Annotated in this window: 22 protein-coding genes; 9 read left to right on the top strand and 13 right to left on the bottom strand. The window is 45.7% G+C overall.

Annotated elements, in window-relative coordinates; genetic code table 11:
- Nucleotides 1-106: 106 nt before the first annotated feature.
- From J4N42_RS15725 to J4N42_RS15735, 3 genes are all read left to right on the top strand, one after another.
- Nucleotides 107-826: a DUF899 domain-containing protein gene (locus tag J4N42_RS15725; protein WP_252033273.1), complete on the top strand. Its 720-nt coding sequence runs from the start codon at nt 107-109 to the stop codon at nt 824-826.
- A 93-nt stretch (nt 827-919) separates the two neighbouring features.
- Entirely contained in the window at nt 920-1402 is a 483-nt protein-coding gene (locus J4N42_RS15730; RefSeq protein ID WP_286036693.1) for a glutathione peroxidase, read from the top strand.
- Nucleotide 1403: 1 nt separating this feature from the next.
- Entirely contained in the window at nt 1404-1853 is a 450-nt protein-coding gene (locus J4N42_RS15735; protein ID WP_252033274.1) for a MarR family winged helix-turn-helix transcriptional regulator, read from the top strand.
- A 67-nt stretch (nt 1854-1920) separates the two neighbouring features.
- On the opposite strand, the gene J4N42_RS15740 is transcribed toward J4N42_RS15735, so the two are convergent.
- Genes J4N42_RS15740 through J4N42_RS15750 form a run of 3 tightly spaced genes read right to left on the bottom strand, consistent with a single transcriptional unit; the run spans nt 1921 to nt 4070 of the window.
- A complete protein-coding gene (locus tag J4N42_RS15740; RefSeq protein ID WP_252033275.1) occupies nt 1921-2154 on the bottom strand; it encodes a hypothetical protein in 234 nt (77 codons plus the stop codon).
- A 26-nt stretch (nt 2155-2180) separates the two neighbouring features.
- Nucleotides 2181-3392, bottom strand: a complete 1212-nt coding sequence (locus J4N42_RS15745) for a serine hydrolase domain-containing protein (RefSeq protein WP_252033276.1) — start codon at nt 3390-3392, stop codon at nt 2181-2183.
- A 9-nt stretch (nt 3393-3401) separates the two neighbouring features.
- Nucleotides 3402-4070 (bottom strand): hypothetical protein, encoded by a 669-nt coding sequence (locus J4N42_RS15750; RefSeq protein WP_252033277.1) that lies wholly within the window; start codon nt 4068-4070, stop codon nt 3402-3404.
- Between the two features lie 93 nt (nt 4071-4163).
- On the opposite strand from J4N42_RS15750, the gene J4N42_RS15755 reads away from it, so the two are divergent.
- The 3 genes from J4N42_RS15755 (at nt 4164) to J4N42_RS15765 (ending at nt 6376) form a co-directional block, all read left to right on the top strand.
- Nucleotides 4164-5069, top strand: a complete 906-nt coding sequence (locus tag J4N42_RS15755; protein WP_252033279.1) for a LysR family transcriptional regulator — start codon at nt 4164-4166, stop codon at nt 5067-5069.
- Between the two features lie 129 nt (nt 5070-5198).
- On the top strand, nt 5199-5369 hold the full coding sequence (locus tag J4N42_RS15760) for a hypothetical protein (RefSeq protein WP_252033281.1): 171 nt from the start codon (nt 5199-5201) through the stop codon (nt 5367-5369).
- An 11-nt stretch (nt 5370-5380) separates the two neighbouring features.
- Nucleotides 5381-6376: a linear amide C-N hydrolase gene (locus J4N42_RS15765; RefSeq protein WP_252033282.1), complete on the top strand. Its 996-nt coding sequence runs from the start codon at nt 5381-5383 to the stop codon at nt 6374-6376.
- A 155-nt stretch (nt 6377-6531) separates the two neighbouring features.
- On the opposite strand, the gene katE2 is transcribed toward J4N42_RS15765, so the two are convergent.
- Nucleotides 6532-7962, bottom strand: coding sequence for a catalase KatE2 (katE2, locus tag J4N42_RS15770; protein WP_252033284.1), 1431 nt, complete (start codon nt 7960-7962; stop codon nt 6532-6534).
- A 328-nt stretch (nt 7963-8290) separates the two neighbouring features.
- Here katE2 and J4N42_RS15775 point away from each other — a divergent pair, with 328 nt between their 5' ends.
- Nucleotides 8291-9445, top strand: a complete 1155-nt coding sequence (locus tag J4N42_RS15775) for a DNA-binding response regulator (RefSeq protein WP_252033286.1) — start codon at nt 8291-8293, stop codon at nt 9443-9445.
- A 54-nt stretch (nt 9446-9499) separates the two neighbouring features.
- Here the strand turns inward: J4N42_RS15775 and J4N42_RS15780 are convergent, their stop codons facing one another.
- The 9 genes from J4N42_RS15780 to J4N42_RS15820 form a co-directional block, all read right to left on the bottom strand.
- Nucleotides 9500-10117: a glutathione S-transferase family protein gene (locus tag J4N42_RS15780; RefSeq protein WP_252033288.1), complete on the bottom strand. Its 618-nt coding sequence runs from the start codon at nt 10115-10117 to the stop codon at nt 9500-9502.
- 9 nt (nt 10118-10126) lie between these two features.
- The gene (gene curA / locus J4N42_RS15785) at nt 10127-11158 is read right to left on the bottom strand and encodes an NADPH-dependent curcumin/dihydrocurcumin reductase (protein WP_252033290.1); all 1032 of its coding nucleotides are present in this window, start codon (nt 11156-11158) and stop codon (nt 10127-10129) included.
- A gap of 107 nt (nt 11159-11265) precedes the next feature.
- Nucleotides 11266-11859 (bottom strand): TetR/AcrR family transcriptional regulator, encoded by a 594-nt coding sequence (locus tag J4N42_RS15790; RefSeq protein ID WP_252033292.1) that lies wholly within the window; start codon nt 11857-11859, stop codon nt 11266-11268.
- A 55-nt stretch (nt 11860-11914) separates the two neighbouring features.
- Nucleotides 11915-12130, bottom strand: a complete 216-nt coding sequence (locus J4N42_RS15795) for a DUF3565 domain-containing protein (protein WP_252033294.1) — start codon at nt 12128-12130, stop codon at nt 11915-11917.
- A gap of 2 nt (nt 12131-12132) precedes the next feature.
- Nucleotides 12133-12837 (bottom strand): class I SAM-dependent methyltransferase, encoded by a 705-nt coding sequence (locus J4N42_RS15800; RefSeq protein WP_252033295.1) that lies wholly within the window; start codon nt 12835-12837, stop codon nt 12133-12135.
- A gap of 217 nt (nt 12838-13054) precedes the next feature.
- Entirely contained in the window at nt 13055-13264 is a 210-nt protein-coding gene (locus tag J4N42_RS15805; protein ID WP_252033297.1) for a hypothetical protein, read from the bottom strand.
- A 615-nt stretch (nt 13265-13879) separates the two neighbouring features.
- Nucleotides 13880-14092 carry a transcription antiterminator/RNA stability regulator CspE gene (gene cspE, locus J4N42_RS15810; RefSeq protein WP_252033299.1) on the bottom strand — a complete coding sequence of 71 codons (213 nt, stop codon included), beginning with the start codon at nt 14090-14092 and terminating at the stop codon, nt 13880-13882.
- 552 nt (nt 14093-14644) lie between these two features.
- A complete protein-coding gene (locus J4N42_RS15815) occupies nt 14645-15577 on the bottom strand; it encodes a Gfo/Idh/MocA family protein (RefSeq protein WP_252033301.1) in 933 nt (310 codons plus the stop codon).
- A gap of 8 nt (nt 15578-15585) precedes the next feature.
- Nucleotides 15586-15930, bottom strand: coding sequence for a winged helix-turn-helix transcriptional regulator (locus J4N42_RS15820; protein WP_252033303.1), 345 nt, complete (start codon nt 15928-15930; stop codon nt 15586-15588).
- A 104-nt stretch (nt 15931-16034) separates the two neighbouring features.
- On the opposite strand from J4N42_RS15820, the gene J4N42_RS15825 reads away from it, so the two are divergent.
- Together J4N42_RS15825 and J4N42_RS15830 are read left to right on the top strand one after the other, a co-directional pair.
- Complete coding sequence (locus tag J4N42_RS15825) at nt 16035-16802, top strand: SDR family NAD(P)-dependent oxidoreductase (protein ID WP_252033305.1); 768 nt, start codon at nt 16035-16037, stop codon at nt 16800-16802.
- Between the two features lie 47 nt (nt 16803-16849).
- On the top strand, nt 16850-17503 hold the full coding sequence (locus J4N42_RS15830; RefSeq protein ID WP_252033307.1) for a cupin domain-containing protein: 654 nt from the start codon (nt 16850-16852) through the stop codon (nt 17501-17503).
- The last annotated feature ends 88 nt before the right edge of the window (nt 17504-17591 follow it).

The raw sequence follows: 17591 nt of genomic DNA on the forward strand, positions 1-17591 counted from the left end.
TTCTTTGGTGAATAATTAAGGCGCAGAATGGGGAATTCGCAACTACCTTTAAGGCAAGAAAGCTGCCGGTGGCAACACGAGCAAACGCAGGTGAAAGGGTAGAACAATGAGTGAAAACAGCGAGTTTAAAAAACAAGTGGTGTCAGATGAAGATTGGCTAGCGGCAAGGCAGCGCCTACTAGAAAAAGAGAAACAATTTACTCAATTGAGGGATGAACTCAGTCAGCAGCGCCGAGACATGCCGTGGCGTAAAATTAACCAAGATTATCTTTTTGAAACCGAAGGCGGGACGAAATCACTTACCGAGCTGTTTGCTGGTAAAAGCCAACTCATTGTGTACCACTTTATGTTTGGCCCCGACTGGGAAGAAGGGTGTCCGAGTTGTTCCTTTTGGGCAGATAACTTCAATCCGATTGTGACGCATTTAAATCAGCGAGACATTCACTTGGTGGCCGTTTCTCGGGCGTCGTTAGACAAACTTCAGAACTACAGAAAACGTATGGGCTGGAGCTTTGATTGGGTCTCGTCTTTTTCTAATTCCTTTAACTCGGACTTCAATGTCTCTTTTAGCCAACAGGAGATCGATTCTGGGCAAGCAGTTTACAACTACCGTCCCAGCCAGTTCCCTAGCTCGGAAGCTCCTGGGATAAGCGTGTTTGTGAAAAACGACCGTGGTGAGGTTTTCCATACGTACTCTTGTTATGCCCGAGGGTTAGACATGCTCAATGGCGCCTATCATTTGATGGACTTAGTGCCTAAAGGGCGAGACGAGCAAGATCTCCCTTACACCATGGCTTGGGTTAAAAGGCACGACTGCTACGATTAAGCGACATTTGGAATTACTTCAATTTTTGAACTATCGTTGTGGAATTATATCGTGCGCGATATATTTTGCTCAAGCCGATACAGGAGCAGAACAATGAGCGAATTTCACCAACTATCAATGACGACGTTACAAGGCCAACCTCTAGATTTTTCCCAGTTTGAAGGCAAAGCTGTGCTGGTCGTGAACACCGCAAGTCAATGCGGCCTAACCCCTCAATACGAAGGTTTGCAAAAGCTTCATCAACAATATTCTGAACAAGGCTTGGTCATTTTAGGTTGCCCTTGTAATCAGTTTGGAAACCAAGAACCGGGCAGCGCTAGTGAGATCCAAGGTGGATGCCTAATTAACTATGGTGTGGATTTTACTATTAGTGAAAAAATCGAAGTGAACGGAGAGGGTAGCCACCCGGTGTTTAAGTATCTAAAACAGCAACTTCCAGGTGTTTTGGGTAGCCGAATCAAATGGAACTTCACTAAGTTTCTGATTGGTAAAGATGGCCAGCCGATCAAACGCTTCGCACCAACCACCAAACCAGACGCGCTAGAGAAACATATTCAAAAAGCGTTAGCGAAATAGCATGGCAAAAATGACTTTTAAAGGAGAGGAGCATCAGAAGTTGGAAAACCAGCTGTGCTTTCCCCTTTATGCTGCATCTCGCTTGGTGACTCGCTTATATCAGCCTTTGCTCGACCGACATCGACTGACGTACCCGCAATACATCATCTTGCTTATATTGTGGCAGCAAGATGGAATCACTGTGGGAGAGATTGGTAAACAAGCGCTACTGAACAGTAATACCCTGACGCCAATTCTAAAGCGGATGGAACAATCTGAGCTCATCTCCCGCCGACGAGATGAAGATGATGAGCGCAAGATGCTTATCCACCTCACCGCGCAAGGCGGGCAACTGCAGCAAGAGCTCTCTTGTTTACCTAGTCAACTGATTGAAAATGTTGATTACGATGTAGAGAAAGCCGAGCAGCTCAAAGCGCTGCTGCACGAATTGATAGACACTTTGGAGCGTTAATCGTCACAACTTTCCAAAACAAAGCAAGTGCCTACGACATAAGCCGTAGGCACTTGTAGGTTTATGCTTAGCAATTGGTAGCGTTTTTGGTCAGCCTTGCCAGTTGTGCTGCCGCTTTTTCATTTGCAGCGTTGCTGTGTTGTAAAGTCAGCCCCTCTTGTTTCACTTGGATGTAAAAGCCTGATTTTTGCTCGATCAGTTGTAGAGCTCTAGAAAGGTTTCTCACTTGTCTTCGCGCAGGCTGGCTGTGGAGCAGAAAACAAGCCGTAAAACCAAGTGCAATTCCTGATATGAATAACATGTTGGAGTTCTCCATTGTCACCATAACTATAGGGTGAGTTGTTTGGCATATTGACGTGCAAAAGCTGCCGCGTTTATCTTAGCGTCTCTTTTGCTGAACCAACCAATGACGAGATCTTTGTCTGGCGAAACATAGATGCCTTGACCTCGCATGCCTGATTTATACATATCGCCATCAGCCCAAATTTGGTCCCATTGATATGAACTGCCGAGAGGTTCTTCACCGGTAATGGCTTTGAAGCGATAATAAGAGTCCCCTTGGCTAAAGGTACCTGACGTGATTGAGCCTCGAATCTTATTTAATATCTGAGGGGTAACCACTGGTGTCTTAGCTGTTTCGTGCCACGAAGGCGTATATAGCATTCCATAGCGCATCATGTCTTCGAGATTGGATGAGATCAGGCCATGAATGATTTCATGTCCAGTAGGCGACAGTGCCAAAATTGCATCACTGGTCATCCCTGCGGGGGCCCAAATTCGTTGCTGCAACACTTCCGACAAGCGTTGACCTGTTACAGTACTGATTAACAGTGCCAACATCTGAGTGTTTAGGGATGAATACTCAAATGCCTCTCCGGGTGATTTGACCGCTGGTGGCTTTAGTAGGTTAGTTAGGTAGTCATCGCCATAGATTTCTGATTGGAAGAACTGAGACACATAATGCCGAGGGTTGTAGCGGGTGATATCGTTTTCCTCAATATCCAGTCCGCTCTGCTGGTTCAGTACATCGATGACTTTGATGTTTTGCCATGCTGTCCCTTTTACTTGAGGTAGGTATTGAGATAGCGGTTTTTGCACATCGATCAGCTCGTCTTGTTCAAGCTGAGCGACCATCAAGCCTGCCAGAGTTTTAGCATTACTCATCCACACGTGTTTTTGATTACGGTTTATGTTGAAATGTTCGAAGGTTATTTTGCCTTCTTTTATCACCATTAATGCTTCTAACGGCGCATCTTCTCCGGTTAACATCGAGTTTAGAGAAGTACCTTGGTATTGCGTACTGGCTATGGTGGACTTTAGGTCGCGTTCTAATGGTTTGATAAGGCCTTGGCGAGCAATAACTGAAGTGGGCAACACTTCCGACATATTCTGCCAGTAATAACTTGCTTCCTCACTTGGGGTAATGAAAGTCACTAAGTCCATCTTTTGCAAGTAGTATTGGCGTTCTTCAGTGGTGGTTGCGGCAGCACTGGCAGTCAGTGTGGCAGCAAGTAGCGCAATAGATTGGGTTAAATTCATGTCCAACTCCTAGCTAAAAGGCACGTAAAACCCAGCAATAATCGCGTTATCGCCTTGGCCAAGTGGGTCGTTATCAGTGGTTATTGTGGTACCAAGATAAGGGTGTATGCCTTCAAACCCTGTGTATTTGAATTCAAGTTCGTATTCCTGCCATGAGCCATTGTCTCCTTCAACTGGGTTCATGTTGGTGGAGGTTGTGGTGAGATAACTGTCTTCAAGCAATGGGAAACCGACAATAAGATCGGAACGCACTAAGTCGAAGCTATTGTTACCGAGTTGATGGTCGTAACGAATTTGGCCTCCCATTTGAATTGATTCAAAACCCGTATAAGCAAACGCAATGCCTGCTTTTATGGCGTCTTTCTTGCCTGCGATGTAGTTGTATTTAGCGGCAGGGCCTAGCAGTAAGGTTTTCGTTACTGGCATCAAGTAGCTAAAGCCTGGATGAATGTTGGTGGCTGTACCAAGAGCGGTTGTTGTGCCATTAAGCTCCAAAGTCGTATTAAGGATCCCGATGCCTTGCTGGCCCCAGGCACTGTGCAATTCAGCAAAATGGCGTTGAAACGTATCGCCACGCCTCTCGGATTTGAACTCGATGAGGTGTTGACCCGCAATAGCGGTGACCGGAAATACGCTGGCTGGAAGGGTTAGCGCTAGCAGTAAAGCTTGTTTTCGCATTGTGTATCACTCTTTTGAATCGAATATCTCGACGCCAAGAGTGGCAAAGAATAATCTCAGGTAGAAATCACATTTGTAGGGTTGAATCCTCATATGAACATCAGTTACGAACAGATACGTGCTTTTGTCGCGGTGGCGGAAACTGGCTCTTTTAGTGCAGCAGCGCGTCAGCTAAACAAGCACCGTACAACGCTTGGTCAGGTTATCAGTAATCTAGAGATTGAGATTAACATGACCTTGTTTGACCGCTCTGGAAAGTATCCTACGCTCACAGAACAAGGGCAGGGATTGTTTCGATTTGCCAAAAACTTGAATGACAGCTCAACCGCATTTGAAAGCCTTTGTCAGTCGATGGAGTCTGGTGTGGAAAGTGACGTTACCATCTACCACACCGATTTAATGCCAGTTGAGCTTATAAAATCCACGATGCAAAGCGTGCGCAGTGAATTCCCCAATGTGAACGTTAACTGGTTACACCGGAGTGTCGAGGAAGTAAAAACTGGGCTTCATTCGGGGGATGCCGATATGGGGATTGTGTTGGTGGATGCAAGAAGCCAGGGCGCGAGTCCACGCGATTACGTACACCTAATGAGCATGCCATTTACCTTGGTCGCGTCACCTGAATTTGTCGCCGAGCATGATGTTCACTATGGGGTGAAAGAGCTCAAAGCAAAGCGCCAGTTATTACTGGAGGATTACTACTACGCAGACGTTGATCGCACCATGCGAGTCTCGCCGATGATACAACGCATTGAAAACATGAGTGTGTTCTTAGAGCTTTTGAAAATGGGAGAAGGCTGGGCCATTGCCCCTGTGCATGCGGTTGAAAAAGCGCTTGAATCCGGAGAACTCGTCGAACTAAAAGTCGATGAATTGAATACCCAAGTGCGCTTCCCTCTCGCCATTTGGTTTATGAATCAGCCTTTAGGTCGGCCGGTGCTAAAGCGAGTCATTGACTCCTTATCCCTCCATAGTCGTAAGTTTGAAGGGTTGACCTGAGGGGTTAATCCTACATAAGTGATTACCATCTGATGAATGGATGGCGTACTTTGACACCAATCCAATATCACAGTGCGTTATGACAAACGGTGTTGTAGCGCGTGATGAAATAGAGTGTCGGAGTAAATCATGACGAAATATCTTAGCCTATTACTTATTCTGCTGACTGCAAGTTGTGCCTCGTATAACGATATGTGTGGAGAGCCTCAAGATAGTTGGACAGTGAAAGACCTAGCGCAATGGCAAGAGTGTCGAGACCGACTCTCTATCTTTCATCAAGAACTACTTAAAGATAAGTGAGAGGCTCGACTATGAAATTTAGATTCGCAACAATCGCGTTACTCGTTGGTTTAAGCAGTGCATCCATCGCCAATGCGTGTACATCGGTCGCCTGGAATACAGAAAAGGGGACATTCACCTCAAGAACCAATGATTGGGTCGAAGCGACCAACCCTACACTGGGCGGTATTCAGCAAGGCGATATGCGTTCGCTACAAGGTAACGGTGTAGGGGACTTTTACCAAGTAAAATACGATATTGTCGCCGTGCTGGCGTATGGTGAACTGGTGCATGATGGGGTGAATAGCGAAGGGTTACAGGTGAATACCTTATTTTATAATCCAATGCACATGCCAACGGCGTCTAATCCGAGCGCAATTACTCAGTTCGTGTTTGGTGAATACTTATTGGCCAATTATGCGACGGTTGATGAAGCCGTGAAGGCAATCCCAACGTTAAATGTCGGTAGTTTGGCCTTAGAAGGTATGCCGATGGAGATCAAGCTGCATTGGTCTATAACTGATAAAAGCGGTGATCGAGCAGTGATCGAGTTTGATGAAGACGGTATTAATATCTATCGCGGTGAAGAAGCGATGGTGATGACGAATGACCCGTCAATGCAAGTGCACATCGAGAATCAAAAAAATCACCAACCTAATTGGGAAAATGCGGATCGCGAAACAGATATCGGCTCAAACGGCAATGCCAATGCGAAAAGCCGCTTTCTTCACGCGAGCTATTTTCAAAGTAAGCTCACTGAGCCAACCAGCATTCAAAACGGGTTAATGAAACTGGCTAGTGTGCCATACCGAGTTCCAACCGATGCGCCATACAAAGACTTTGGATTTGGCATGTCTGGTTACGCGACAGAATGGACGCTAACCCAAAGTTTAGAGACGGGTGACAGTGTGTTTGAATATAACTTCAAAGAAAACTGGAACACCGTAAAATTCAATGTGTATGAGCTGATGGGCAAGGAGTTTCGTGTTGCTTTGGCAACCAGCCAAATCAGCCAATTGGCTATCTAACTCGATGTAACAGACCCTAGCTGTTTAGTAGAAAATAAACAGTTCACAGGTGTCGAATAGCTTAAAGAATGAGATTTCTTTCATAGTGGATATCCTTAGCCGCTAACATTACTTGAATGAGCGAGGCGTCATAGCGCCTCGCTTTTTTATTGGTTTTATAAGCCTAGTGCAGCTTTCAAACCTTCGCCATAAGCAGGGTCGGCTTTAAAGGCGTGGTCTACGTGTCGCTGCTGGATAAACTCAGGGACACCGTTTAGCGAACGGGCTGTGTTGTCGAGCAGCCGTTGGCGCTCTTCTTCAGTCATTAAGCGGAACAAGTCACCCGCTTGAGTGAAGTAATCTTCATCTACACGATGATCATAGTGATCAGCGTTGCCCGAGATGCGTAACGGCGGCTCAGAGTAGTCTGGTTGTTCTGCCCATTCTTGTTTGTGGTTTGGTTCATAACCGATGGTAGAGCCAAAGTTACCATCGGTGCGCATTGCGCCATCGCGGTGGTAGCTGTGTACTGGGCAACGTGGTGCGTTAACTGGGATTTGGTGATGGTTAACACCCAAACGGTAGCGCTGAGCATCCCCGTAAGCAAACAAACGGCCTTGCAACATCTTGTCTGGCGAGAAACCAATACCTGGTACAACTGCGGCTGGGTTAAAGGCAGATTGCTCGACTTCTGCGTAGAAGTTTTCAGGGTTACGGTTGAGTTCAAACTCACCCACTTCGATCAGTGGGTAGTCTTTTTGTGACCAAACACGAGTCAAATCGAATGGGTTGAAGTTGACTTCGTCCGCTTCAAGTTCTGGCATGATCTGTACGTACATGGTCCATTTCGGGAAGTCTTTGTTTTCAATGCTGTCGTATAAGTCGCGATGGTGGCTTTCGCGGTCTTCGCCAATCAAGTCTTGCGCTTCTTGGTCAGTGAGGTTTTTGATGCCTTGTTGAGTTTTGAAGTGGAATTTTACCCAGTAACGTTCGTTGTCGGCATTGATAAAACTGAATGTGTGGCTACCAAAACCGTGCATGTGGCGGTAAGTTGCAGGAATACCACGATCACTCATTACGATAGTGACTTGGTGGAATGCTTCTGGCAGAGAGGTCCAGAAATCCCAGTTGTTTGTTGCACTGCGCATGTTTGTGCGTGGGTCGCGTTTTACAGCGTGGTTAAGATCTGGAAACTTCAGTGGGTCACGAAGGAAGAATACTGGCGTGTTGTTACCTACCAAGTCCCAGTTACCTTCTTCGGTATAGAACTTCAGTGCAAATCCACGAATGTCACGCTCTGCATCTGCTGCACCACGCTCTCCTGCAACGGTTGTGAAGCGAGCAAACAGCTCAGTCTTTTTACCGATCTCAGAGAACAACTTCGCACGAGTGTATTGAGTAATGTCTTTGGTAACGGTAAAGGTACCGTACGCTCCGGACCCTTTAGCATGCATTCGACGTTCTGGGATCACTTCGCGGTCAAAGTGAGCCAATTTTTCCAAAAACCATACGTCTTGTAGAAGTTGTGGACCACGTGGTCCCGCCGTTTGTACATTTTGGTTATGAGCAACAGGGCAACCTGCAGCGGTAGTTAGTTTCTTACTCATGACATGTTCCTTTTCCAGGGTTATGCAGCATTGGCGATACTCTGCTGTGGCTTCCCTTGAAGCCTGCGAAATATCAATCTGCAGTTAGAATATAGAACTCCAGCACACTCGGGAAATTGATTTAGGTTATTAATTTGATAGGTGTTTTTTATCGTTTAAATTATTGTTAAATCAATTGGTTAAGTAGGTTTTGATTATTGAATCAGTGAATTGTTAGCCAGCATGGATTAAGGCAATTACATCGAGAACCGTCGCCTTGTTGATTATGTAATAAGTTGCACTAAGCTTATTGGATACAGTGCAACAATAGCATTGAAAGGTGGCTAGTATGAGTAAGAGATGCAAAGTGTTAATTGTGGGCGAAAATCGCAGTCGCTCAGTCGCTTTGTTAGACAAGCTTAGTATGAATTACGATGTCAAAACGGTGAACGACATTATCACCGTTCATCGTGTCCACAGTGAATTCCAACCCGAAATTGTTATCGTCGACAGCCAACTCTACGACGAAGATTCAGCGCATTCTGAACAACCTTTTTCCTTTACAGGTAGTGCCATTGTTTACCTCACGCATGTTGATTCTTTAGAAGAGCGCTTGAGAGTATATGAGGCGGGTGCAATAGAGGTGATCAGTGCACAAGAGAACTGTGAAGAAGTGTTGGCAAAGCTGGAAGTGATCGAACAGTTTTTGGCTGAGCAGCGTTCGCTGCAGGTTGAGTGTCAGCAGGCCAAAGAAACCTCGCGCCACTTTATGCAAGAAGCCAGTATGTATGGCACTGTGCTGCATTTCTTCCGTGGCTTAGCCACTTGTCAGTTTATCGAGCAATTAAGCTACTTTGTGTTTAAATCAATGGACAGCTATGGCCTGCATGCCTCGATGGTGATTCGAGATGATAAAGATCTCTACTTCGACAATGTTGATGTCACAGTGAGTCCGATTGAGCGCAACATATTTGATTTGCTTCATACCAAAGGGCGAGTATTTCGCTTTGGCAACCGGTTGATCTTGAATGAAAAAAACTGCGCTATTTTAATTAAGAACCTTCCCGAAGACGATGAAGTCAAAATAGGTATTTTGCAGGATGTGGTTGCGGTGATCGTTGAAGGTTTGGAGGCTAAATATCAGGATCTCAAACGTTATAAAACGTTAGTGGATGTGTTAGAAGAGATAAATTGTTCGATGGCAGGAGTGGTTGAAAAAGCCGCTAGCTTTGATGCGAGGTTTTCTGAAACCTATGGCAACTCCGTTCATCGACTGAATTCCAGCTTTTACACTTTGGGGCTGGTAGGCGATCAAGAAGAAGAGCTTCTCACACTTTTTGAGGAAGGCCTAAAGTCGATGATGTTCGCCAAAGAAGACTTAAACGATGTCCACGTGTTAATGCAATCTGTCGCCGATAAAATTCAAGCACTAGACATTACTACTGAGTCATTAAGAGAGCCACCGCAGGATCCATCTGACGATGGGGATGTTGAGTTGTTTTAGTTTGCTGAAGAAAGGGCTTAACGTGTTGTTAAGCCCTTTTTAATTACTGCTGTTTTAGCCGTATTTAACTTCGATCTGCTCAGCGCGATTAAACGCTTGGTGGGTTTTGAGCTGTTCACCGTAACGCTGAATGTTTGGATAGTGCTCAATAAGACCAAACTTAGCCACCACTTCGACGACGAACGACATCATAATGTCAGCACCAGTGAGTTTTTCATCAACTAAATAAGTTTTGCCTTCTAAGCTGCTATCGAAGTAGCTGATCACTTTCTTGATTTCAGCATCCGCATAATCGGCTAGAAAGTTGGTCTGCGCGCCGTCTTTTGAGACAAACATTTTCAGTAGTAGCGGTAGCATGGCTGAACTTTCGGCAAAATGTAACCACTGCAGGTACTCGGTATGTGCTTTTGTCCCCTGCTCTGGGGCAAACTTTCCGTTTCCATAAGTTTGGATCAAGTACTCCGTAATCGCGCCGGATTCAGTGATCACCAAATCGCTATCTTCGATGACAGGTGACTTACCCAGTGGGTGAATACTTTTTAGCTCTGGTGGCGCTAAGAACGTCACGCTATCACGGTTGTAAGCTTCGACTTGATAGGGCACCTCGAGCTCTTCTAGCAGCCAGATAATGCGCTTTGAACGTGACTGGTTAAGGTGGTGCAAAGTGATCATAGTGCTTCCTTACGATAATGGTTGGTTTGTTTGCACGACAAGCTTGCCGAAGTTCTTACCTTCGAGTAGGCCAATGAAGGCTTCTGGTGCGTTTTCAAGCCCATCGACTAAGTGTTCGCGGTAGTGAATTTTGCCCTCTGATAGCCATTGAGTCATATCTGCAGCAAACTCGTGATAACGGTGTGCGTAGTCATCAAAAATGATGAACCCTTGCATCTTGATGCGTTTGATTAACAGTTGCCCCATGAGCATCGACATGCGATCTGGGCCTTCTGGCAGGGCTGTAGCGTTGTATTGAGAAATCAAACCACACAACGGAATTCGAGCCCCGGTATTGAGTAGAGGCATGACCGAATCAAAGACTTTACCACCGACGTTCTCGAAGTAGACATCGATACCATCGGTACAAGCTTCAGCAAGTTGCTGTGAGAAGTTGTCCGCTTTGTGATCGATACAATCATCAAATCCTAATACCTCTTTGGCGTACTGACATTTTTCTTCTCCGCCGGCAACCCCGATAACACGGCACCCTTTTAGTTTGCCGATTTGTCCGACCATAGAACCAACAGCGCCTGTTGCGGCTGCAACGACAATGGTTTCTCCCGCTTTAGGCTGGCCAATATCCAATAACCCCATGTAAGCAGTAAACCCTGGCATACCCATCACACCCAGTGCGTATGACGGATGAGTCGGATTTTGGCCCAGCTTGATCAGGCCTTCCCCGTTTGAGATTCCGTAATCCTGCCAACCGGTAAAGGCGAGTACCCATTCCCCTTGCTCGAAATCAGCGTGACGAGATTCCACTACTTGGCACACAGTACCACCTACCATAGGCTCACCAATTTGAACCGGATCGGCATACGATTTGGCATCGCTCATGCGTCCACGCATATATGGGTCGAGTGATAAGTAAACGGAGCGAAGCAGCATTTCCCCTTCCGATGGCTGTGGAATTGAGCTTTGCTCTAAGCGGAAGTTATCGGTAATTGGAGCGCCGATTGGGCGTGAGGCGAGTACGATTTGGCGATTGTGATCTGTCATTGGAGAGTCCTTGGTTATTTATCTTTCTATAATTAGACCGGTCGTCTAGTGTTGATTTCAAAAAATCCCGCCATACTTTGGCGGGGCTTTGCGCTTTCATTGGCTACCTATAGTGGCTTACCAATGAGCAATTGTTTAGTGGTGTCCATTGTTTGCGACAACGCAGATAAATCATGCGTCAGCTTTTGTAGCAAGCTTGCGCCGATCCACATTTGGTAAAGCATTTGTGCGGTTACTTGGCTGTTAGTACTGCGGATAGAGCCGTCTTCAACGCCTGCTTCAATGCATGTTGCAATGATAGACACAATTTTAGCAGCACCTGTTTGTAATGCGCTGCGCATTGCGTCGGAAAGATCCGAGACTTCCGCACTTAGCTTAACAACCACACACTTGTTTGCATTACACACGCCATTTTCTACTTCCATCCAACGTGAAAAATAATCGGTGAGGCGCTCAAAGCCGTTGCCGTTTCCATCAATCAGTAGCGCGGTAATTCTAGCAAAGTACTGCTGGAAGTAGTCCTGAATCATAGCCTCACCAAATTGCTCTTTCGACTTAAAGTAGTGATAGAACGACCCCTTAGGGACATCAGCGGCTTTAAGCAGTTCTGATAACCCAACACTGGTAAAGCCTTTTGACACGACCAATTGGTAGCCGACATCAAGGATATGCTGTTTTGTGTCTTGTGTTTTTGTGTTCATAAGCGCGACTATAATTTAAATTAGACCAGTCGTCTAGTATTGGTGTGATTAAAATTTAGTGAGAGATGTCAGTGTCCTTGGGCGCACCCGTCTCGCACTTTTTGCATTCCAGCTCGAAGCCCAGCATTGAGCTACGGCCTTGCTGGCTCACGACCCATGGTTGGCAGATGAAAGGTGGCTGGTGGCGAACATGCTGAAAGTGGCCGCAGCGTAACTCTGCGACCCAGTCTTGCAGTTCATCGAGGTGATAACCGATGATCGGTTGCTTCATGTTTAAGCGGGCTTTTCGCTGCGAACGAACAGGAAGTTAGGTTCGGTCGATAGTCGTTGATAAGTTTGCTCGCATTTTTGTTTAAGCGTTTCAGACACCTTGCCTTCGCTTAGGTGACTGATTACTAAACCGTTTTCAGTCAATGCATTGGTGATATCGACTAAAGGGCGGCGGTAGAATACGACTTCAACGGGTTCTCCGAGGGTATTCCATGTGTCGACCACTTTTTCTGTATCGAAATAGTTACCTGATTTCGAATACTCAAAATCGGCAAACGGGTGGTGAGTTGAAAATACAAAACGGCCACCTTTTTTCATCACTCGTGCGATATCCGCGAACAAGGCAGAAACGTCTTTTAGGTAGTGGAGCATTAATGGGCAGATCACTACATCGTATTGGTTATCCAACTCTTTCGGCAGTCCAAGAAGTAAGTCTTGCGCATAAGCATCGATTTTATTACCGAGCTTTTCCTTGGTAAGAGCGACCATCTCTTCAGATGCATCGATACAAGTCACGTGGTCGGCGCCATTATCCAGAAGAATTTGGGCATACACTCCAGAGCCACAACCTAGGTCCAGCACTTTCAAGCCGGCAATATCACCCACTAATTCAAGCGTATTTGGTCGTTCAAAGTGCGCGTTATAAAGGTTGTCTTGGATGGCTAAATCGTATTGCTTAGCGTGAGTTGAATACATGGAAGATGACATAGTTCGGCCTCTGGTTCGCTAAAGGGAGGCGGAGTTTATACTGTGTCGCTCCAATGGTAAACCTTATTTGAAATAGAACGCGATAGCGTGTGAGTAATTAAGGCTGTAATGGAAGTTGATGGTGTGAGGTGAATGTTTAGCCTGATACGGGCGGCGGTATCATGGCTGTTATTGTCGTTAGAATCGCTTGAGTTTGCAGTTGGTGGCGGTTAGCAAACTAGAATCGAACGGTGAAATCGCCGATCACTTGGTTGTTTAGGTTGGTAATAAGTCCGGTATGGGTACTTTCATCATACGCGAACTGCAAATTTAGGTCTGCAACGTGACCATGGGTGAGTACATTGCGCAGCAGAAAATCACTGTTGAGTTGGTGGGCGCGTGCACTCCACTGAGTGTTGGATTTAAAGATAGTAAAATCTATATTCATTTATGTCCTCTGTGAGTTTTTACTTTGTTATCACGGCTTTTATAAAACCAAAAACGATGTCGTCCTGTAGTACGAGACATGAGAGTTCCTCTAAGTTAAAAATAGCGCTACGAAAAAGTCGTAACATCTAGGGTCTGTTGATCTTTCGCGGTTAAATTTTGTTCGAGATAAAATCGTTTTAGGCGAGGCGAAGACTGTGTAGCCTAGTCATTCTAAGCAAATAGTCTTCAACGAAGTATAAAACGATTTTAACCGAACCCTCTGGGCAGCCTTTGTGATTCATTTCTACTGTGTTATCGGCTTCTCATGTAGGCTAGCTACACATCAAAGCCTCTGCCTTGTAGAAATCTTCCACAAAGTGCTGCAAAAATCAGCTCGAAAGGTCAACAGACCCTACGTATGTAATAAAATTTAGGGTCGTTTAATGACGTATTTATTACGCTTATAAGAAAAATTAATGGCAGTAATGCAACAATACTATTGCAGATAAGCGATATAGGTTATGTCGCGGTAATGCGGTAATTGAAGGTAACGGGTTTCTGAAGAAAAGCGAGAGAGTCGAGCGAAGAGAGGTTGCGAACAGGCAGGGCCTGCTCGCGAAAATAAGCTGAGAGCTTATAGAGCTACAACGTTTGCAGCTTGAGGACCTTTTTGGCCTTGCTCTACTTCGAAAGACACTTTTTGGCCTTCAGAAAGAGTTTTGAAACCTTCAGAAGCGATAGCACGGAAGTGTACGAATACGTCTGCGCCGCCGTTCTCTTGAGAAATGAAACCGAAGCCTTTCTCTTCGTTAAACCATTTTACAGTACCAGTTGTTTTGTTTGACATGTTGATGTCCCTTATAAGATTAAATTCATAAAACTTCGCTTAATGCGAATACACTGAATGCTGAATTATTTATTAGACGATGAAGCTAAGGGAGTTACAGAGGTTTACAACTTTAACGAAGGAATTCTGAAGTTTTGCTTTTACTTAATGTTTCTTAAATAACTCTGCTTACAGAGCGAGGGTGATAGTACAGCAGTCCGAACCATTGTAAAGGATTATTTTCATAAACAACCACAAAGCAGTCCAAATGGGCTGCTTTGTGGGCTTAAGCCCAGGGCGTGTTGCTCTTTCGTGGTTAAATTTTGTTTGGGATAAAATCGTTTTAGGCGAGGCGAAGACTGTGTGGCCTAGTATTCTAAGCAAATAGTCTTCAACAAAGTATAAAACGATTTTAACCGAACCCTTCGGGCAGCCTTTGTGGTTCATTTCTACTGCGTTATCGGCTTCTCATGTAGGCTAGCTACACATCAAAGCCTCGGCCTTGTATAAATCTCCCACAAAGTGCTGCAAAAATCAGCTCGAAAGGTCAACACGCCCTACTATAGTCACTAGTTAAACTTGGTATTGCTTGGTGATTTTCTCGCAGATGGCTTCAGCGAGTTTATGGCTGGCAATGTTGCGGTCAATGATATGCTCCGCTACTTTCCCGCTTTCGACAACAGAGAACCAATCCAATAGCATGGCGTGAAAGCCTTTACTCGCCAGCATGGGCGTCCAGTCTTTGAGTGACAGCTTTTGCTCGGTGCTGTTATGCCAATGAGCACCTTCCATGAATGACCCAAATTGGAACGCTTGGTTTTCATAGCAGGCTGAAACTGTTTCGTTGGTCACGCCATACTGACGATTCATCGAAGCGTGTAATAGCGTGTTTCCCGCCTGCCATTGCACATCCAGTCTAGCCAGTTGATCACCATGCATTTGATGGGTGATGTACACGTCGTCGATGTTTGTCTGCGCATTGAGGTTCACGCTATCTAAGGGGTGAATAAAGTCGTCGAAGATAAACGTGCGAATGTCCCCCGGCAGAGCGTGGCGGTGTTTCTCCCAGCGCAAAGAGAGCAACTGACCAATACTACCTTTAGCCAACTCGGGAATGTGTTGGTTGTATAGCGGAATATGGCGACGATTGAAACCGACGTAAAGCGGTTGCTGGTGTAATGAGGCTAGCGCGTACAGATGTTCGACTTCGGTCGCGGAATCCGCTAAAGGCTTATCAACGAAGGTCGGAATTCCATTTTTAAGGAAAAATGAGGCGATGCTGAAGTGTACCTTGGTGGCTGCATGAATCATGACGGCATCTACACCCAGTTTGAGCAACTGACGGTAATCGTCGCAAACTTGGGGTACTCGGTACTGGCTGGCTAATTGTGACAGCGTCTGCTGATTGCGAGTACAGAATATAAGCTCAATACCAGGCTGTTGTGTGATGAACGGAAGGTAGGCTTTCTGAGCAATATCGCCTAATCCGATAATACCTATTTTCATTCTGACTCCTAGGATAGCTGACGATCGATTTCTTGTTGCAGTGTGTCGAGTTGGTCGAGGATAGCGAGAAACTTTTCTCCGAACTCGGTCACTTCGTATTCCACCCGAGGAGGGAGCTCGTTAAACACGTTTTTTTGCAATATCCCAAACTCGACGTTCTTTTTTAAGCATTGGTTGAGCACTTTAGTACTCAAACCTTCAACACTGCGCACCATTTCACCCGGCCGATTGACTCCGTTTGCAAGCAATTGGTATACCGTTAACGACCATTTACAGCCATAGATGGTTTCGACCATACGAGCACTATTCTGTGGTGCCAGTTTTCTTGAAAAAAGTTTTTCTTTGTTATTCATAAAGATGTACCTAAAAGTACCTACCCTACTTATTTGTACTTACTATTCATAAGGTTAGCCTGGCTCTAAGGTTATCACGTAGACACTAACCGAGAGAACAAAAAATGACTTTTACTCAATCAGGTATCGCACTCATTATTGGTGGAACAAGTGGTATGGGCTTTGAAACGGCAATGCAGTTAGTTTCAAACAATGTCCCAGTGATCATAGTAGGAAACAACGCTGACAAACTAGAGAATGCGCTAGAGGCACTAAATCGTGTGGGACAAGCCAGCGGTGTTCAGCTCAATCTATACAACTCTGAAGACGTCGACCGCTTTGTTAAGCAAGTCGCAACGTTAGCCCAAGAGGTTGGCTACTTGGTCAATGCAGCAGGGTACTTTAACCCTAAATCTTTTATCGATCATACTGAAGAAGACTACGAGCGTTACCATGCTCTGAATAAAGCGACATTTAAAATCACTCAGGCGGTGGCGCGTAGAATGATCGAAAACAAGGGTGGGCGGGTAGTGAACATCGGTTCTATGTGGGCGAAGCAAGCCATTAAAGCCACACCATCTTCTGCTTATTCGATGGCAAAAGCTGGGCTCCATGCGCTAACCCAACATATGGCGATGGAGCTGGCCGAATATGGTATTCGAGTGAACGCAGTTTCTCCAGCAGTTGTGAAAACCCCTATCTACGAATCTTTTATTGACCCGAAAGATTTGGATGAGGCTCTTGCGGGCTTTAATGACTTTCACCCGATTGGTAGAGTAGGGACACCAACGGATATCGCAAACAGTGTCAGCTTCTTATTGTCCGATCAAGCAAGCTGGGTTACCGGTGCGATATGGGATGTTGATGGTGGTGTGATCGCTGGAAGAAACTAGCGTTTATATCATGTTGTAATACACCACTAATTTCGAGGAGCAGAGCAATGCTTAACATGGATTTTTCACAGCGCATCGTGATTGAAACCGAGTCGATGGATTGGGTCGCCAGCCCGGCCTCTGGCGTGTGGCGCAAACCACTTGAGCGAGAGCAAAAAGAATCTGGGCACACCACTAGTGTGGTGAAATATGAAGCGGGATCGAGCTTTTCTTCCCACCCTCATCCTCATGGTGAAGAAATCTTTGTATTGGATGGCGTTTTTTCTGATGAAACTGGCGACTTTCCAGCGGGGACTTACTTACGAAATCCACCCGGTAGTGCTCATGCTCCTTTCAGTAGTAAGGGGTGTACGATACTGGTTAAGCTCAACCAGTTTGATTCGCGAGATTTGGAACAGGTGCGCGTCGATACAAAGAATGCCGAATGGCTACCGGGAATAGGTGGGTTAATGGTGATGCCATTGCATGAGTTCGAGCACGAACATGTTGCCTTGGTTAAGTGGCCTAAGGGAGAGCGATTTCAACCTCACCGACACTTTGGTGGCGAAGAGATTTTTGTCCTCTCAGGAACATTTAAAGACGAGCATGGCGATTACCCAGCAGGGAGCTGGATTCGCAGTCCACATATGAGTGAACATTTTCCATACGTTGAGGAAGAAACGATTATCTTGGTCAAAACGGGTCACTTACCCATATCGTGACCGGAGTAGTAAAACGGTGAATCGGTTTCACCAGCGAGCGATGCTTTTTTGCGGCAAAGCCATAATCTTCGTAAAATCGAACAACGCT

The sequence above is a fragment of the Vibrio sp. SCSIO 43135 genome (assembly GCF_023716665.1).
In the GTDB taxonomy this organism is placed as follows: Bacteria; Pseudomonadota; Gammaproteobacteria; order Enterobacterales; family Vibrionaceae; genus Vibrio; species Vibrio paucivorans.

Excerpts from the sequence above, each read along its gene's own strand:
- J4N42_RS15765 (WP_252033282.1), top strand. The coding sequence starts at position 5,381 with ATGAAATTTAGATTCGCAACAATCGCGTTACTCGTTGGTTTAAGCAGT.
- J4N42_RS15830 (WP_252033307.1), top strand. The coding sequence starts at position 16,850 with ATGCTTAACATGGATTTTTCACAGCGCATCGTGATTGAAACCGAGTCG.
- J4N42_RS15745 (WP_252033276.1), bottom strand. The coding sequence starts at position 3,392 with ATGAATTTAACCCAATCTATTGCGCTACTTGCTGCCACACTGACTGCC.
- J4N42_RS15725 (WP_252033273.1), top strand. The coding sequence starts at position 107 with ATGAGTGAAAACAGCGAGTTTAAAAAACAAGTGGTGTCAGATGAAGAT.
- J4N42_RS15750 (WP_252033277.1), bottom strand. The coding sequence starts at position 4,070 with ATGCGAAAACAAGCTTTACTGCTAGCGCTAACCCTTCCAGCCAGCGTA.
- J4N42_RS15780 (WP_252033288.1), bottom strand. The coding sequence starts at position 10,117 with ATGATCACTTTGCACCACCTTAACCAGTCACGTTCAAAGCGCATTATC.
- J4N42_RS15755 (WP_252033279.1), top strand. The coding sequence starts at position 4,164 with ATGAACATCAGTTACGAACAGATACGTGCTTTTGTCGCGGTGGCGGAA.
- J4N42_RS15800 (WP_252033295.1), bottom strand. The coding sequence starts at position 12,837 with ATGTCATCTTCCATGTATTCAACTCACGCTAAGCAATACGATTTAGCC.
- J4N42_RS15740 (WP_252033275.1), bottom strand. The coding sequence starts at position 2,154 with ATGTTATTCATATCAGGAATTGCACTTGGTTTTACGGCTTGTTTTCTG.
- J4N42_RS15735 (WP_252033274.1), top strand. The coding sequence starts at position 1,404 with ATGGCAAAAATGACTTTTAAAGGAGAGGAGCATCAGAAGTTGGAAAAC.
- J4N42_RS15760 (WP_252033281.1), top strand. The coding sequence starts at position 5,199 with ATGACGAAATATCTTAGCCTATTACTTATTCTGCTGACTGCAAGTTGT.
- J4N42_RS15795 (WP_252033294.1), bottom strand. The coding sequence starts at position 12,130 with ATGAAGCAACCGATCATCGGTTATCACCTCGATGAACTGCAAGACTGG.
- J4N42_RS15805 (WP_252033297.1), bottom strand. The coding sequence starts at position 13,264 with ATGAATATAGATTTTACTATCTTTAAATCCAACACTCAGTGGAGTGCA.
- J4N42_RS15790 (WP_252033292.1), bottom strand. The coding sequence starts at position 11,859 with ATGAACACAAAAACACAAGACACAAAACAGCATATCCTTGATGTCGGC.
- J4N42_RS15815 (WP_252033301.1), bottom strand. The coding sequence starts at position 15,577 with ATGAAAATAGGTATTATCGGATTAGGCGATATTGCTCAGAAAGCCTAC.
- curA (WP_252033290.1), bottom strand. The coding sequence starts at position 11,158 with ATGACAGATCACAATCGCCAAATCGTACTCGCCTCACGCCCAATCGGC.
- J4N42_RS15820 (WP_252033303.1), bottom strand. The coding sequence starts at position 15,930 with ATGAATAACAAAGAAAAACTTTTTTCAAGAAAACTGGCACCACAGAAT.
- J4N42_RS15775 (WP_252033286.1), top strand. The coding sequence starts at position 8,291 with ATGAGTAAGAGATGCAAAGTGTTAATTGTGGGCGAAAATCGCAGTCGC.
- J4N42_RS15825 (WP_252033305.1), top strand. The coding sequence starts at position 16,035 with ATGACTTTTACTCAATCAGGTATCGCACTCATTATTGGTGGAACAAGT.
- katE2 (WP_252033284.1), bottom strand. The coding sequence starts at position 7,962 with ATGAGTAAGAAACTAACTACCGCTGCAGGTTGCCCTGTTGCTCATAAC.
- J4N42_RS15730 (WP_286036693.1), top strand. The coding sequence starts at position 920 with ATGAGCGAATTTCACCAACTATCAATGACGACGTTACAAGGCCAACCT.
- cspE (WP_252033299.1), bottom strand. The coding sequence starts at position 14,092 with ATGTCAAACAAAACAACTGGTACTGTAAAATGGTTTAACGAAGAGAAA.